Origin of the sequence: Cognatundibacterium rugosum (genome assembly GCF_014284365.1) — a bacterium.
GTDB classification, from domain to species: domain Bacteria; phylum Pseudomonadota; class Gammaproteobacteria; order Burkholderiales; family Burkholderiaceae_D; genus Undibacterium; species Undibacterium rugosum.
Genome location: NZ_JACOGG010000001.1, coordinates 304,233 through 318,814, shown reverse-complemented (window position 1 = coordinate 318,814; position 14,582 = coordinate 304,233). Strand labels below are relative to the sequence as shown.

10 protein-coding genes are annotated in these 14,582 nt (G+C 53.4%); 4 read left to right on the top strand and 6 right to left on the bottom strand.

The window, feature by feature from the left end:
• Positions 1 to 221 precede the first annotated feature (221 nt).
• Entirely contained in the window at positions 222 to 1,091 is an 870-nt protein-coding gene (locus tag H8K47_RS01310; RefSeq protein ID WP_186879614.1) for a Dyp-type peroxidase, read from the top strand.
• A 15-nt stretch (positions 1,092 to 1,106) separates the two neighbouring features.
• On the opposite strand, the gene H8K47_RS01305 is transcribed toward H8K47_RS01310, so the two are convergent.
• The 5 genes from H8K47_RS01305 to H8K47_RS01285 all read right to left on the bottom strand — a co-directional run bounded on the left by H8K47_RS01305 (position 1,107) and on the right by H8K47_RS01285 (position 9,430).
• Positions 1,107 to 4,025 carry a bifunctional diguanylate cyclase/phosphodiesterase gene (locus H8K47_RS01305; protein ID WP_186879613.1) on the bottom strand — a complete coding sequence of 973 codons (2,919 nt, stop codon included), beginning with the start codon at positions 4,023 to 4,025 and terminating at the stop codon, positions 1,107 to 1,109.
• Between the two features lie 222 nt (positions 4,026 to 4,247).
• Positions 4,248 to 5,312 carry an ABC transporter ATP-binding protein gene (locus H8K47_RS01300; RefSeq protein ID WP_186879612.1) on the bottom strand — a complete coding sequence of 355 codons (1,065 nt, stop codon included), beginning with the start codon at positions 5,310 to 5,312 and terminating at the stop codon, positions 4,248 to 4,250.
• A gap of 66 nt (positions 5,313 to 5,378) precedes the next feature.
• Complete coding sequence (locus tag H8K47_RS01295) at positions 5,379 to 7,157, bottom strand: ABC transporter permease (RefSeq protein WP_186879611.1); 1,779 nt, start codon at positions 7,155 to 7,157, stop codon at positions 5,379 to 5,381.
• Between the two features lie 110 nt (positions 7,158 to 7,267).
• A complete protein-coding gene (locus H8K47_RS01290) occupies positions 7,268 to 8,359 on the bottom strand; it encodes an ABC transporter substrate-binding protein (RefSeq protein WP_186879610.1) in 1,092 nt (363 codons plus the stop codon).
• 99 nt (positions 8,360 to 8,458) lie between these two features.
• Positions 8,459 to 9,430, bottom strand: a complete 972-nt coding sequence (locus H8K47_RS01285; RefSeq protein ID WP_408057810.1) for a tripartite tricarboxylate transporter substrate binding protein — start codon at positions 9,428 to 9,430, stop codon at positions 8,459 to 8,461.
• Positions 9,431 to 9,931: 501 nt separating this feature from the next.
• On the opposite strand from H8K47_RS01285, the gene H8K47_RS01280 reads away from it, so the two are divergent.
• The 3 genes from H8K47_RS01280 to H8K47_RS01270 all read left to right on the top strand — a co-directional run bounded on the left by H8K47_RS01280 (position 9,932) and on the right by H8K47_RS01270 (position 13,006).
• The gene (locus H8K47_RS01280; protein WP_186879609.1) at positions 9,932 to 10,606 is read left to right on the top strand and encodes a response regulator; all 675 of its coding nucleotides are present in this window, start codon (positions 9,932 to 9,934) and stop codon (positions 10,604 to 10,606) included.
• Positions 10,606 to 12,057, top strand: coding sequence for a sensor histidine kinase (locus H8K47_RS01275; protein ID WP_186879608.1), 1,452 nt, complete (start codon positions 10,606 to 10,608; stop codon positions 12,055 to 12,057). Before H8K47_RS01280 ends, H8K47_RS01275 begins: the two co-directional genes overlap by 1 nt.
• Before the next feature lie 136 nt (positions 12,058 to 12,193).
• On the top strand, positions 12,194 to 13,006 hold the full coding sequence (locus H8K47_RS01270; RefSeq protein ID WP_186879607.1) for a substrate-binding periplasmic protein: 813 nt from the start codon (positions 12,194 to 12,196) through the stop codon (positions 13,004 to 13,006).
• A gap of 20 nt (positions 13,007 to 13,026) precedes the next feature.
• Here the strand turns inward: H8K47_RS01270 and H8K47_RS01265 are convergent, their stop codons facing one another.
• Positions 13,027 to 14,550: a B12-binding domain-containing radical SAM protein gene (locus H8K47_RS01265; RefSeq protein ID WP_186879606.1), complete on the bottom strand. Its 1,524-nt coding sequence runs from the start codon at positions 14,548 to 14,550 to the stop codon at positions 13,027 to 13,029.
• Between the last annotated feature and the right edge of the window lie 32 nt (positions 14,551 to 14,582).

The following is a 14,582-nucleotide window of genomic DNA, read 5'->3' as shown; positions in this document are numbered from 1 at the left end:
TCAGCATGACCCGATATCTCAGCACATTTGCACACAAAATGGGCCCGCGGGCTGCTCGTATCAGCCGTAAAATAGCCAAACCAGGCAGCGGCACCCTGATGTAGCCGGTTCCGGTTGGTGTGACTGCAGAAATGCGCAGAATCGCTTATGCTTTGACACAAGCGGAATACTGCACCTTAGGTCAGGTCTGGATCTATGTTTAAATTTTTATGGGAGTTTGTATGTCTGTTCATCAAACCGCGATTTTGGATGCGCTGCCGGCACATGCTACTTACCTGAGTTTTGATTTGCAGGAAGAGACGGATGCCAGTGCGGTCAAAGCCGCGTTAAAACAAATACAGACACTGGTTGATGGTCAGCGTATCGTCATGGGCGTCGGTATGGCACTGGCTCAGGCACTTAAAGTGGACATTCCGGGGCTGCTTGAGTTTTCCGGTATCGCTAACAGTAAAGTGGCTCTGCCTGCTACGCCGGCTGCGCTATGGCTGTGGCTGCGTGAAAGCGAGCGTGGTGAACTGCTGCATCAGCAACAGCGTGTTGTACAGGCGCTGGGTCCCATTTTCCAGTTACAACAGGAAATCAGTGCGTTTAAATACGGTAGCGGCCGCGACCTGACAGGTTATGAGGACGGTACAGAAAATCCGCAAAATGAAGAGGCTGTGCGGGTGGCAATTGCGGCAGATGGTAGTAGTTATGTCGCGGTCCAGCAATGGGAGCACCAGTTTGCGCGTTTTCATGCATATACAGGGAGGGAGCAGGATCAGATGATAGGCCGCCGGCGTTCCGACAATGAGGAGCTGGAGGATGCGCCGGCGTCTGCCCACGTCAAGCGCACCGCGCAGGAAGACTTTGCCCCGGTAGCCTTTGTGATGCGTCGTTCCATGCCATGGACAGAAGGTGCACGCGGCGGCTTGTACTTTGTCGCATTCGCAACTTCATTTACGCCATTTGAAGCACAGCTGACGCGTATGTGCGGTGCCGAAGATGGTGTGACGGATGACTTATTTCATTTCAGTCATCCTCTGACGACGGCTTACTTTTGGTGTCCACCGCTGCAAAATGGACACTTGTCGCTGGCTTGGTGTGAGTAATCGGCTAGGCGCGGTTCAGGCGTGAGATGCGCCTGAAGGTCTGTGCTCCTGCTGGCTGGCCAGCAACAAAAAGTCATGTAGTGGCAAGGGTTTGGAATACAGGTAACCCTGGAAGGCATGGCAATGATGCGCCAGCAGGAAGTTATGCTGTGCTTCGGTTTCCACACCTTCCGCAATAACATGCAAACCCAGATTGATACCCAGTGAAATGATGGTACGTACGATGGTGGCATCATTTTCATCCTCACTCAGATCGCGTACAAAGGATTGATCGATTTTTAACTGGTTTAAAGGCAGCCGTTGCAGATAGGCGAGTGATGAGTAACCAGTACCAAAATCGTCCATAGAAAAGCCGATGCCCGATTTTCCGAGTTGCGACATTTTCTCGGTGGTGGCATCGACATTATCGAGGATAGTGCTTTCTGTGAGTTCAATTTTAAGGTGAGCAGGATTGAATGCATGACGTTTGACCATTGCTGTCACTAGCTCGACAAAGTCACTTTGCTGGAATTGTTTGGCACTGACATTGACGGCCAGACTCAGATGGGCGGTAGCGGCATTCTGTTCCCATTGCTTGAGCTGGGCACAGGCTGTTTCCAGCACCCAGTTACCGATTGCAACAATCAGGCCAGTTTCTTCGGCTAAGGGGATGAATTCGGCAGGAGAAATATAGCCACGATCCGGATGGCGCCAGCGTAGCAGGGCTTCCGCACCGATTAGCTTTCTGTCGGCATTGACCTGACATTGATAATGCAATTCAAACTGCTGCTGACTTAAGGCTATCCGTAAATTGGATTCCATCATCATCCTTACAATCAGGATGGCCTGCATCGCCGGATCAAAGAACCTTACCGCATTGCGGCCGGCTGTTTTTGCTTCATACATCGCGGTATCTGCACGTTTGAATAAATCCTTGACGGTGGTATCGCTACCGCTGAACATACAGACACCGATGCTGCTGGAACCATGATGTTCAAAGTCCGCGATTTGATACGGTTCGCTCAGGGTCTGACGGATTTTTTCTGCAATTTTATCTGCCTGATGCATCGCTTCGTCACGCTGCTCGCTGAGTTCTTCCAGCACGACCACAAATTCGTCACCACCCAACCGGGCCACCGTATCGCTGTCACGCACACAACTGCTAAGCCGGCGCGAAGTTTCGACCAGTAGTAAATCGCCCGCATCATGTCCACGGGTATCGTTGAGTGTTTTGAAATTATCCAGATCAATAAACAGGATGGCACTGTGACTTTGATTACGTTGGCTGATGGAAATCAGGTGGGATAGTCTGTCCATCAGCAGGCGGCGGTTAGGCAGCTGCGTCAGAGAGTCATAGAAGGCGAGATTACGGATTTCCGCTTCGTAGCCTTTGTTACGGCTGACGTCGGTAAATGAACCGATATAATTGGTCAGCGTGCCCCGTTCATCGAGAATCGCAGTCAAGGTAATCAACATCGGATAAACCGAGCCATCCTTGCGGATATTCCAAATTTCTCCATGCCAGTAATGCATTTCATCCAGCGTGGCCTGAATTTTCTTGAAAAATGCCAGGCTTTGCGAGGCACTGATATGCCGTGGTGGCAGTTGGCCCTGCAAGTCGGCCGGCTCAAAGCCTGAAATGCGGGTAAACGCCTGATTGATTTTCAAAATCCGCCATGTTGCATCGGTCACGAAAATACCTTCCTGAGATTCGAAGGTACAGGCCGCAATCCTGAGCTCGCTTTCAGCCTGTTTGCGCTCAGTTATATCGGTAATAAAGCAATGCCAGAGTATAGAGTCAGTTTCCATTTCCTTCTCAGGCAAGCCGTCAATATACAGCCAACGCACACTGCCATCACGCCGTACGTAGCGGAATTCATTTTGCCAGGGCGACATTTGTTGTATGGCATCCTTGAATACCTGCAATCCATGCTCTCTGTCATCGGGATGTACACGCTGGAAAATAGGCATGGCATCTGCCCTAACCTCATCATGCTGCAGTTCCAGCAAGGACCAGATCGCAGCGCTGGCAAATGGAATACTGGTACTTTTATCGGGAAGTATGCGGTATTGCAGTATCAGTCCCGGGAGGCGAGACGCAATTTTGTGCATGCGCTGATAGGCTTCTTCGACTTCTTTACCGGCACGCACACGTTCCGCCTGCAACGCTGTGGTGGTCAGGGTAATCAGCGACAGGATGCAGATATAGCCCCAGAGGGTGAACAAACTGCCGGCACCGTCATTGCCAAATGGCGTCAGGTTCTGCAAGGCTGACCAGGCGGCAAACAACGCAGCGATTAGATTCGCCATTGCGGCAACACAGATATTGAGCCTCAACGCTGGCCATATCATCAGAAATGCAGTCACGAATTTCAAAGGCAGGCGGTTGTATTCAGATAAAAAAATGAACCAGTTGGTGGCACAGAACAGCACAAAAAACAGGCTCACTTCTGTCCATTGTTCACCTAATAGCTGAAAATTCCGACGTGACAGATTCCACAGTAAAGGGGCCAGCAGTAACGTCCCCGCCAAGTCACCTGCCCACCAGGTCAGCCAGGAGATCAGTGGCGGTGCCTGATCCAGGCTGATATGAAGCCATAGCATGCCCAGTGTGGAAGACAGGCCGTTACCAACCAGAATACCAATAGTGAATCCTGCTACATCCCGGCGGCGTGAAAAGTAAGGATCAAACCCTTGCTTACGTAGCAGCCAGCAGCATAAGCCGGGGCCTGCTGTGCTGCAGGTGCTCAGGATGACGGCGCTGGAAAAAGGGTGGCCGAACTGCAGATTGAGTAACATTGCACCCAGGAAGCACGCGGAAATCATGGGTCTGCCAAAACGTTGAATTGCAAAAACAGCAATCCCGCTTGGCAGCCAGATCAGACTGAGAGCCGGTGTTTGATTGGGTATGGTCAGCCCCAATTGGCCAGACGAAAAATATAAGCCTATCATCATCGCGCTCAGTAGCCACTGTGCACGCGATGTACCTGAAAAAATGCCACGCAAATTCGACGCAGAAAACATAAATGTGAGGGCTGTTTGAGCGTAATCATTATGCGGCAAACCCCGCAGCATCTCCCCAAAATTTACTGCTTATTGCAAAAAAACAAGGCCGGATGTCTATTTTTTTTGCCACGCCGGACAGCATTGCCGCCCGGGCTCTGCACTCGGCCTGTCTTAGTAGACCCAGAGCTTGTCTGCTGGTAGTTGGAGCCAGTATTTACCGGGTTCCAGCTTAGTCGGTGAGAATGCGCGTATGCCGTGTTCTGCATGACCAAACAGGCATTCCCATTTGTCACCCAGGTACATGCAGGTACTGAGCTCCTGTTCTATGCTGTTGTCGCAACGGTTGGCGCTGATTGCGACTTTTTCCAGACGGATAATGGCGGTTGCATCTGTCGCGACCTGCTTGCCGCGCAGGCTGGCTTTCAGCGTATGACCATTGGTTTGTACCGTGGCGTAGTCACCATGGCGCTCGACCACTTTGACCGCCAACTTATTATTGCTGCCCATGAATTCCGCGGTGAACAGCGTGTCTGGTGTCTCATACATGCTTTGTGGAGTACCCTGTTGTTCGATCACGCCATTATTCAGCAGCAGGATGCGGTCAGAGATCGCCATCGCCTCTCCCTGATCATGGGTCACCATCAGCGCAGACAAACGCAAGCGCACGATCAGTTCGCGCAGGAAGGCACGTGCTTCTTCACGCAGCTTGGCATCCAGATTGGATAAGGGCTCATCCAACAGGATGACCGGTGGGTTGTACACCAATGCACGCGCTATCGCCACGCGTTGTTGCTGACCGCCGGATAACTGGTGAGGAAAGCGTTCACCCAGATGACCCAGACCCAGCTGACCCAATACTTCTTTGACTTTGACGGCGATGTCGCTGCTGTTCATTTTGCGCAGCTTGAGACCATAGCCGACATTGTCTGCTACGGTTTTATGCGGCCATAAGGCGTAAGACTGGAACACCAGACCCAGATTCCTTTGTTCAGCCGGGACTTCCAGCCCCTGTGCACCATCGAATATTGCGCGCTCACCCAGATGGATGGTACCGGTTTTAGGCGATTCCAGACCGGCCACAGCACGCAGCAATGTGGTCTTACCTGAGCCGGAAGGCCCCAGCAAGGCAACTACTTCACCGCGTTGCAAGTCCATGGAAACCCCTTTCAGAATGGGGTTGGCTGTAGCACCGGAACCGTATTCCAGCGTGAGATTTTTTACACTTAAGTCAGACATGATAATTTTCCAATGAATGTTCAATACGGGCTGTAGCAGCAAGCTCAGGGCGATTGTTGGCGTGCATCAGTGATTCAGCTTCACACCGAAACGCAGTGCCAGACCCAGGCCGATGGCAACCAGCGTGATATTGATAAAAGACAGTGCAGCGACCAGATCGACCGAGCCACCCGCCCACAAGGAGACAATTAAGGCGCCTATGACTTCCGTACCCGGCGACAGCAGATACACGCCGGTGGAATATTCACGTTCAAAAATCAGGAAGATCATCAGCCAGGCACCGAGCAGACCGTACTTCACTAAAGGCAAAGTCACATCACGCGTGACTTGTCCGCGCTGGGCACCTACGGCGCGTGCGGCTTCCTCCAGTTCCGGTCCTACCTGCAGCAAGGCACTGGAAATCAGACGCAGGCCATAGGCCATCCAGACAATGGTGTACGCCAGCCAGACTGAGAATATGGTCGAGCGCAGCGCCCGCAATTGCGGAATCAGATTCTCGATCAGCCAGCTTGCCAGCGCGTTATCCATGCCCTTCAGCCCGCCTTCCAGCCAGCTTGGTACAAACAGGAACACCCACAGAAAGGCCAGACCAGCCAATAAGCCGGGTACCGCACGTGGTACCAGTACACTGTAATCGAGCACACGGGTGATGCTGTCCGGTTTGCGGTGCATGGCCAATGCCACACCGGCATAACAAATCACCGCCAATGCACCGCCGATAATCCCGATCAGCACGGTATTGAGGATGCCGCGCATCAGTGAGGGTTGCTCGAGAATGTCACGGAAATGCTGCAGTGTGAGCACATCGGCCAGTGCCACACCCTCGCCCCAGTACGACACAAACGCGCGCAGTACGATGCCGGACAAAGGAATGATGACGGTAAACATCAGCCATGCGGCCAGCAAGCCAAAGGCCAGCCATTTCCATGGACCCAGCGGCAAGGGTTTTTGACGCGATCCCTTACCTTTGATCGATACATATTTATTGGCTGACTTCAGTAACCAGCGCTGCAGCATCACCAGCGGCATTGTCACTGCCACCAGACAGACTGCCACCGCAGCCATCAGATGGTAGGAAGGGGTACCGAGTTTATTGGTCAGCTTATACAGGTAAGTGGCTAGCACCAGATGGCCCTCCGGATCACCTAACACCAGCACCAGGCCGAATACTTCAAAGCCTAAGAAAAACACCAGTACTGCAGCAAACGACAAGGCCGGCATGATCATCGGCAGCGACACATCCAGCGCGACGCGGAATGGTGAGGCGCCAGTAACACGCGCCGCTTCCTCCACGTCCGAACCCAGACTTTTCAGCGCGGATGAGGAGTACAGGTAGACGTGTGGTACATGAGTCAGACCAGCGATCAGTACGATGCTGAAAAAGGAATAGATATTCCAGGGTTCAACGCCAGTCAGCTGGCGCAGCCAGACGGTGTAAAATCCGACCGGTCCCATCGCCACTACATAGCCAAAGGCCATCACCATCGGTGATACAAAAATAGGAATCAGTAACAGCGGTTCTATCCATTGACGGCCAGGCAGGTCGGTGCGTGTCATCAGGAAGGCCAGCATGCCACCCAGCGGTACCGCGATGACCGCCAGTCCGCTCGCCAGTATCATGCCATTGACAAAGGCTTGTCGGAAGTCGGGATCATCCAGAATAAAACGGTAGGAATCCAGGCCCAGTTCTTTGACCGGTGCAAAAAACGGCGCATTCAGAAAGCTCTGAAAAAAAATCAGGGACAGCGGAGTGAAAATCGCCAGGATAGTCAGTGTCACCACCAGACCACGTGGCCAGTTAAAACGCGACCACCAGCGCGGCGCGGGAAGGCTCAGGGTGCTCATAATTCGCCCAAAAAAGTCAGTCAGGAAGGCAGCAGAAAGTTGCTGATATCAGCGGGTAAGCCGGACGCGCCAGCGCAGAATCGCCAACGCGCCACTTGCCACTTACCGGCTTATTTTTTACCGGCAGTTTCTTTCCACTGCTTGAGGAAGGCCAGGCGCTTGGCCTGATCCAGATATTGCAGCAGCATAGGATTGACCGGCAGCGGCTTCAAGCCAGGGCCGATCAGCTTGGCCAGTTCGGAAGACGTGGTTTCGCCTTTCACGTCGGCGCGGATCGCATACAGTTTGGCTTCGTTGGCGATCATGGTCTGACCGCGTTTGGACAGCGTGTAATCCAGCCACAGCTTGGCCGAATTCGGATGTTTGGCCGCTTTACTGATGAACATGACGCGTGACAAGACCAGCGTGTAATCTCTTGGGATTTGTACGCCGATAGACGGATCTTTGGCGGCACGTACTAATGCATACGATCCCAGGATGTTATAACCGAGCAGATTCTCCCCCGAAGAAATCCTTTCCAGCATGGTTCCGGTCGAGGATTGCACACGCACACTCACATTCCCGAAGGCTTTGGCCAGATCCCAGAATGCCTGGTTTTCACGGCTGTCCTGGGTGATGAACATGAAACCGACCCCGGATTTTTCAATGTCATAGGTCGTGACTTTGTTTTTGAATTTGTCGGCTTTGGTGGTCAGCAGTTTGGCAAATTCAGCATGGGTTTTCGGTACTTCATCCGCGCTGACCAGACGCTTGTTGTAGACAAAAACAGCGGGTTCAAAAGTGGTGCCGTAAGCGGCATTATTCCAGTTCGCCCATTGTGGGATACTGGCTAATTCCGGGGATGCATATTGCATACCGTAGCCATCAGACACCAGCTTAGTCTGCAAATCCATCGCTGACGACCACATCAGATCGGCACTGTTACCACCGGCCGCCATTTCAGAAATATAGCGGTTATAGACTTCAGTGGAATTCATATCGTTATATTCCACCTGTACGTCCGGGTACATGCTGCGGAAGTCTTTGATCATAGGCTCAACGGCCTTGGTGTCGGTCGCGCTGTAAATGACCAGCTTGCCTTCTTTTTTTGCGGCATCAATAATTTTGCTGTAATCCGCCGGATAACCTGCTGGTGCCTGTGCCATGGCTGCGCTGAATGCCAGGGCTGTGACCGTGCCCAATACCAGTGATGTGGATTTCATGTGCTTATCTCCTGTATGTTTTATTGGTATGACTTACTGCCTGTATGACTTGTAATGCTAAAAAACTTCCTGTGCTGCCAGTTCTGTTTGCTCCTCGTCTTAACGTATCATGCCGAATTCATGGGCTTGTGAGCGGTAACGGATTACTGCCTGGTCTATGTAATCGCTGAGCTGTTTCCCTGTCATGGAAAAAGGATAGAGACCGGCTGCTTTACGTTGTTCAGCAAAACCGTTACTGCTCATGAGTCGTTCAAAGGTCTGCACCCATTGCTGATATTCGCGATCGCTGGTTTGCGGCCCCATGTAGACACCACGAATAATCGGCCAGGTGACGTCGAAGCCCTGTTCCCTCGCGGTTGGTATGTTTTCCAGCACACCGGGCAGACGCGCGTCGGACAGCACGGCCAGTACGCGGATATCGCCATCCTTCGCATGCAGAGCGGCTTCTGATGCATCGCCGGACACCACTTGCACATGGTTTGCCATCAGCGCGGTGAAGGACTCACCGCCGCCTTCAAAGGCCACCAGTTTCAGGGCTTTCGGATCGATGCCCGCCAGCCGGCCTATCTGGGCCATTTTCAGCCAATCCTGGCTGCCTACCGTGCCACCGGCTGCGATCGCGAAATTGGCTGGCCGCTTGCGCATGGCTTCCATCAGCTCACGCAGGGTTTTGTAGGGGGAATCCTGGCGCACCGCGATCATGCCGTAATCCGTGCCGATAGCAGCGACCCAGCGCACTTGTGAGGTATCGGCTTTGCCGAATTTACCTTCCGCGATATTAAGCAAGGAGCCACCGGAAAATGCGACCAGCGTATTGCTGGTGGGCAGACGCTGACTAAGCACGGAGGTCCAGGCCACCGCACCGACACCTCCTGGCAAATAACTGAGTTGTACGGTGCCAGGTGTCAGCGTTTTTTGTATCAGTTTGCAGGTCAGGTCCATACCACCGCCGGGCTTGGCCGGTACGACGCAGCGACTATCGGTTTCAGCCGTTTTGGTCGCAGCCATGCCTGTTCCCGCCATCCATAGCGGACTGCATAACAACAGGACGAGGCGCAGCGGCAATTTCATGGTTTATCCTTAGCTTCAGCCTGACATGATGGCTGATGGCACAAATCATAGCGGCGGATTACTTTCAGTCCGCTTTCAGCATAGCGGATGTCACCCGCTTTTGATACATTTGCGCTGAGTCTGCAGCTACAGCTTAGCAAGCGCCGACCGTGCACAGAGGTGCATAAGCTTGATAGACCGGAGTCTGCACGGCCTTACTCTGAGCAGGCTTTCAATTCGCTTACATCCCACCATATCCCTGACTCAGGCAGACTTGCTGTTTCATTCCTACAAAAAATTTGTCTGTATCCCAAGGGATAGTCGATTTTGTGCGCGATTTATGCGATTCTTCGCGCAAGGTGGTGCCCGATTCTGGCCTGCCTGACGGTTGGAGCCGGGAGACAGGCTCCGCAGATCATTACAGGATAGCCACAAAAACCATCTGCCTCTTTGCCCAGCTGCGCGTGTAGCACTGTTGCTGGGCCAGGTGGATTTTCTGCCGTCCCGCATCATAAAAATACTATGCGTATTCTGTTAGTTGAAGATCATCAGGAATTATCGCACTGGCTGGCCAAAGCCTTGCGTGATGCCCGCTTAACGGTAGAGGTGGCTCACGATGGTGCCGATGCCGATGCCTTGTTGCATACCCAGGAATATGCACTGGTGATCCTGGATTTGAGTCTGCCCAGAATGGATGGGCTGGATGTGCTGAAGCGCATGCGCGCGCGTGGCAGCAAGACGCCGGTGCTTATTCTGACCGCACGTGGTGGCTTGCAGGACCGGGTACAAGGGCTGAATCTGGGCGCAGACGATTATTTGCCTAAACCTTTCGAACTGGCCGAACTGGAGGCGCGCGTGAAAGCCTTATTGCGCCGGGCACAAGGTAATGAGGCGGTGGTGTTGCAGTGTGGTGAACTGAGTTTCGATACCGTGATCCGCCAGTTCTTTTATGCGCAGGCGCCGATGTCGCTGACGCCGCGTGAATATGCGGTGCTGGAAGTGCTGATGACGCGGCCCGGTCAAGCTGTGCCCAAGGATAAACTGTTTGATCAGGTATTTGCGCTGGACGATGATGCGAATCTGGATGCGATAGAAATTTACATACACCGCCTGCGCAAGAAGCTCGATAGCGTCAGTCAGGGCAAAGTCGGCATCGTCACGCTGCGCGGCATCGGCTATTTGCTGGAAACACGCTGATGCAGAACCTGGACCAGCTTGGCAGTCTGCGTGGCCAGTTTCTGCGCTGGTTACTGATACCGCTGGTCATCCTGGTGGCACTGAATGCGTTCTCGGTCTATAACAATGCGCTCGACGCGGCAGATCTGGCCTATGACCGCTCGCTGCTGTCGTCAGCGCGCGCGCTGGGCGAGCGTATCGCGATTGTGGATGGCAAGGTGACCGTGGACGTGCCCTATGTGGCTTTGGACAGTTTCGAAACCGACACCTTGGGGCGTCTGTATTACCGGGTGTCCGGCATCCATGGCGAATACATTTCCGGTTATGAGGATTTGCCGGGTTTACCCAAAAACGTTGCACGCTCCGATATTTACCCGGCCCTGGTCCATTTTTTTCATGCCCAATATCAGGGCCAGCCCATACGCATCGCTGCCTTGCATCAGCCCGTGTATGACGACAGGATGCGTGGCATCGCACTGGTGGAAGTGGCAGAAACACTTGATGCGAGACGCGGTATGTCGCGCAAAATTCTGCTCGATACCTTGCTGCGTCAGGCTTTGCTGGTGATTGCAGTGGCGCTGCTGGTCTGGCTTGCGCTGCGTTTTGTGTTGCATCCCTTGCTGCAGCTCAGTTACTACCTGGCTGAGCGGGAGCCCACTGACTTATCCGACTTTAGCCCGCTGATCGTGCATAAGGAGATACGGCCGCTGGTGCTGGCCATGAATGGCTATATGGCGCGGCTGGATCAGCTGATTTCGGGGCAGAAGCGTTTCATCGCTGATGCCTCCCACCAGTTACGCACACCGCTGACCGTCTTAAAAACGCAGGCTGAACTGGCTTTGCGTGAAGATGATCCGGTCGCCATGCGCCAGATCGTGCAAAGCATTGCTCAGACTACCGATACCACGGTGTATCTGGCCAATCGCCTGCTGACGCTGGCACGTACCGGGCACGGAGTCGCTGAAATGGAAATGACCGAACTCAGTCTGACTCAGCTGGCGCGCGAGGTGTGTCTGGAGCTGGCCTTGAGTGCGGTGCGCAAGCAGCAGGATCTGGCGCTGGAAGCCGATACCGAAGTCAGATTGCGCGGCCATGCCTTGCTGCTGCATGAGATGCTGACCAATCTCATCGACAATGCAATCACCTACACGCCGGCTGGCGGACAAATCGTGGTACGCGTGCTGCCCAGAGAGACCAGTGTGCTGTTGGAGGTGCAGGATAACGGGCCAGGCTTATCGGATACAGAGAAAGAGAAAGTGTTTCAGCCGTTTTATCGAGCTCTCAGCAGCAGTGCATCGCATCCAGGGGGTACCGGTCTGGGCATGAGTATAGTCAGTGAGGTTGTGCAATTACATCAGGGACGTATTACCCTGGAAGATGTGCGGAGGGGAGCGGCGCTCGCAGGCGGAACAAGCCCAACACCGGGCATATCCGGTTTGCTGGTGCGGGTGCAATTGTCTTGTCTGGTGTAAGCTGGCAGCGCATACTCAGCCGAATACACATGGAATGGCGGCGACCGGAAATCAGAGCAATCCAGAGCTGGTGCGGTTCTTAGCCATCAAGAAAACCGGTATTGAAACAGCTTGTTGAAAAAGCCTGAATGTCGCTATGCGTAATTTTATTCTGCTGCCACCAGATCCGTCACGACGTCAGCTGCTACGTTGCAGTCTGGCCGTGGCAGGCTGTCTGGCTACAGCGCCGTTGATGGCACAAACCCGTCTGACACTGTATATCCGTGAGAACCGCAACGAAGCGGGCCAGATGCTGCCTTTACGTGACGAGATACGGCGCTTGCTTGACCTGTTTGAACAAAAGCTGGCGCTGCAGTTCGAGATTGAGCGTTATCCCTATCCCCGCCTGTATGAAAAGACCCGCAATCATGAAGGCATGGCCTTTGGTGTCAGCGCCGGACGCAGTCATCCGAATCTGATCCTGTCCGAGCCTTTTTTAAGTAATCAGGTTTGGCTGGTGGTGCGTAGCGATGCAGTGTTTTCTTTCCGTGGCATTGAGGATTTGCGCGGTAAAACGGTAGGCGTGGTGCGCGGCTCCGGCTACGGCGATGAATTCGAAGCACAGCGTAACAAACTGTTCAAAGTGGAAGAAGATGTGAGTTCACATACGGCGCGTTTGCGTAAGCTGATCAGCCATCGCATGGATGTGATGCTGTTTGGCGATTTTCATACGCGTGCCGAGGAAGTCAGTCAGTTTTTGCATCAGCTGATCGTCGCTGAAAAATCCTCAGGCTTATCACCTGGCGAGGATTTCGTGGTGCTGGATAAGCCTTTGCTGATCGACGAATTATGCTTTGCGGCCAGTCCCAGATACGAAGACTGGATACGCCGTATCAATACCGTGATCCAGACTACACGGCGTAACGGCGAACTGAACCGCGCTATTTTTCCGCACCGCAAAGCAAATTGAAACGAGGTGTTTTGACGATATTACGCCACCATGTGCTGGCGCTGTCTTTGTGGCGTGGCTTTGCCTTTTTCCTGGCTGAGGTTCTGGCCTTTATGGCTGCTGCCTTGCTGATGCTGGGCGTTGCCCGCGTAGTCGCTGGCCAGCAAGGTTTTGCAGTCGGCGGCGGACATGCCTTGCAATTGCAGCCATTGACCGACTAAGGCGGCCAGGCGATCCAGCGCGATTCTGTGGGTGGCATCGGTATTGGCAAATATCCAGTCAGAAAATGCCATGAAGCGCGCAAACGGATCGTCCGCCAGCATCACTGGCAGCGTGTTGGCAAAGCGCCCGGAATTGGCCACCATGTCCCAGTAACGCGCAAAGCGCACCAGCCGCTGCATATCAGTGAATGGAATATCCTGGTTCGCCAGGATGGTGTAAGGCGGCTGCGGATCAAAGCGCAACTGATAGGCCTCGGTGTGGCGGATGATAGGAGTGCCGCGCAGGCGTTTCAGAATGCCAAACTGTATCTCATGGGGTTTAAGCGACACCAGATGATTAAAGCCTTGCGCAAAACTGTCCATGGTTTCGCCGGGCAGACCGGCGATCAGATCGACGTGCAAATGCGCATGCGACTGGGTGGTCAGCCAGCGTATATTCTCAGCGGCTTTATCATTGTTTTGTTTACGGCTGATCAGGGCTTGCACCGCCGGGTTAAAACTCTGAATACCGATTTCAAATTGCAGTGTCCCGTCAGGGAATTTCTGTATGCCTTCTTTGAGCGCGTCCGGTAAATGGTCTGGTACCACTTCGAAATGTGCAAACACAGGATCATGCGGTGCCGCTTCCAGTTTATCGAGGAAGAACTGCATGATTTTCAGGCTGGTTTTGATATTCAGATTAAAGGTGCGGTCGACGAATTTGAATAAGCGTGCACCGCGCTGATACAGGCTTTCCATTTCCGCCAGAAACACATCGATATCAAAAGGCCAGGCAGTTTTATCCAGTGCTGACAGACAGAATTCGCATTTGAACGGGCAGCCACGGGATGCCTCGACATACAGGGTGCGGTGACGGATATCCTGATCGGTGTACAACTGATAAGGCAGCTTGATGTCATTCATCGGTGGCTGTTTGCCGGCGTGGACTTTCATCAGCGGCTGTGGCCCATTGAGGATTTGTGCGCACAATTCCGGAAAACTGATATCGCCCCAGCCAGTGATCACATAATCGGCCAGCCGTATGATTTCCTGGTCGCCGGTTTCATGCGATACCTCGGGCCCGCCCAGCACAATCACGACTTCGGGTGCGACCCGTTTGAGCACGGCGACGATCTGGGTAATTTCCACTACGTTCCAGATATACACACCAAAACCGACGATCAGCTTTTCGCCTTCCTGACGATAGCCCAGGATTTTTTCCACCACGTCCGTACTGCGCGCACCGATCACAAATTCATGCAACTGGGTTTGCGCCTGCAACGCGCCCATATTGGCAAGCAGGTAACGCAATCCCAATGAAGCATGGGCGTAACGGGCATTGAGCGTTGTGAGCAGAATAGTCATGGAAAGAACAAAGAAGCAGGAAATAAGCCGCT

What these genes read in the sequence shown, in the direction of transcription:
- H8K47_RS01310 (WP_186879614.1), top strand. Translation starts at nt 222, where the DNA reads ATGTCTGTTCATCAAACCGCGATTTTGGATGCGCTGCCGGCACATGCT.
- H8K47_RS01305 (WP_186879613.1), bottom strand. Translation starts at nt 4,025, where the DNA reads ATGATGATAGGCTTATATTTTTCGTCTGGCCAATTGGGGCTGACCATA.
- H8K47_RS01300 (WP_186879612.1), bottom strand. Translation starts at nt 5,312, where the DNA reads ATGTCTGACTTAAGTGTAAAAAATCTCACGCTGGAATACGGTTCCGGT.
- H8K47_RS01295 (WP_186879611.1), bottom strand. Translation starts at nt 7,157, where the DNA reads ATGAGCACCCTGAGCCTTCCCGCGCCGCGCTGGTGGTCGCGTTTTAAC.
- H8K47_RS01290 (WP_186879610.1), bottom strand. Translation starts at nt 8,359, where the DNA reads ATGAAATCCACATCACTGGTATTGGGCACGGTCACAGCCCTGGCATTC.
- H8K47_RS01285 (WP_408057810.1), bottom strand. Translation starts at nt 9,430, where the DNA reads ATGAAATTGCCGCTGCGCCTCGTCCTGTTGTTATGCAGTCCGCTATGG.
- H8K47_RS01280 (WP_186879609.1), top strand. Translation starts at nt 9,932, where the DNA reads ATGCGTATTCTGTTAGTTGAAGATCATCAGGAATTATCGCACTGGCTG.
- H8K47_RS01275 (WP_186879608.1), top strand. Translation starts at nt 10,606, where the DNA reads ATGCAGAACCTGGACCAGCTTGGCAGTCTGCGTGGCCAGTTTCTGCGC.
- H8K47_RS01270 (WP_186879607.1), top strand. Translation starts at nt 12,194, where the DNA reads ATGCGTAATTTTATTCTGCTGCCACCAGATCCGTCACGACGTCAGCTG.
- H8K47_RS01265 (WP_186879606.1), bottom strand. Translation starts at nt 14,550, where the DNA reads ATGACTATTCTGCTCACAACGCTCAATGCCCGTTACGCCCATGCTTCA.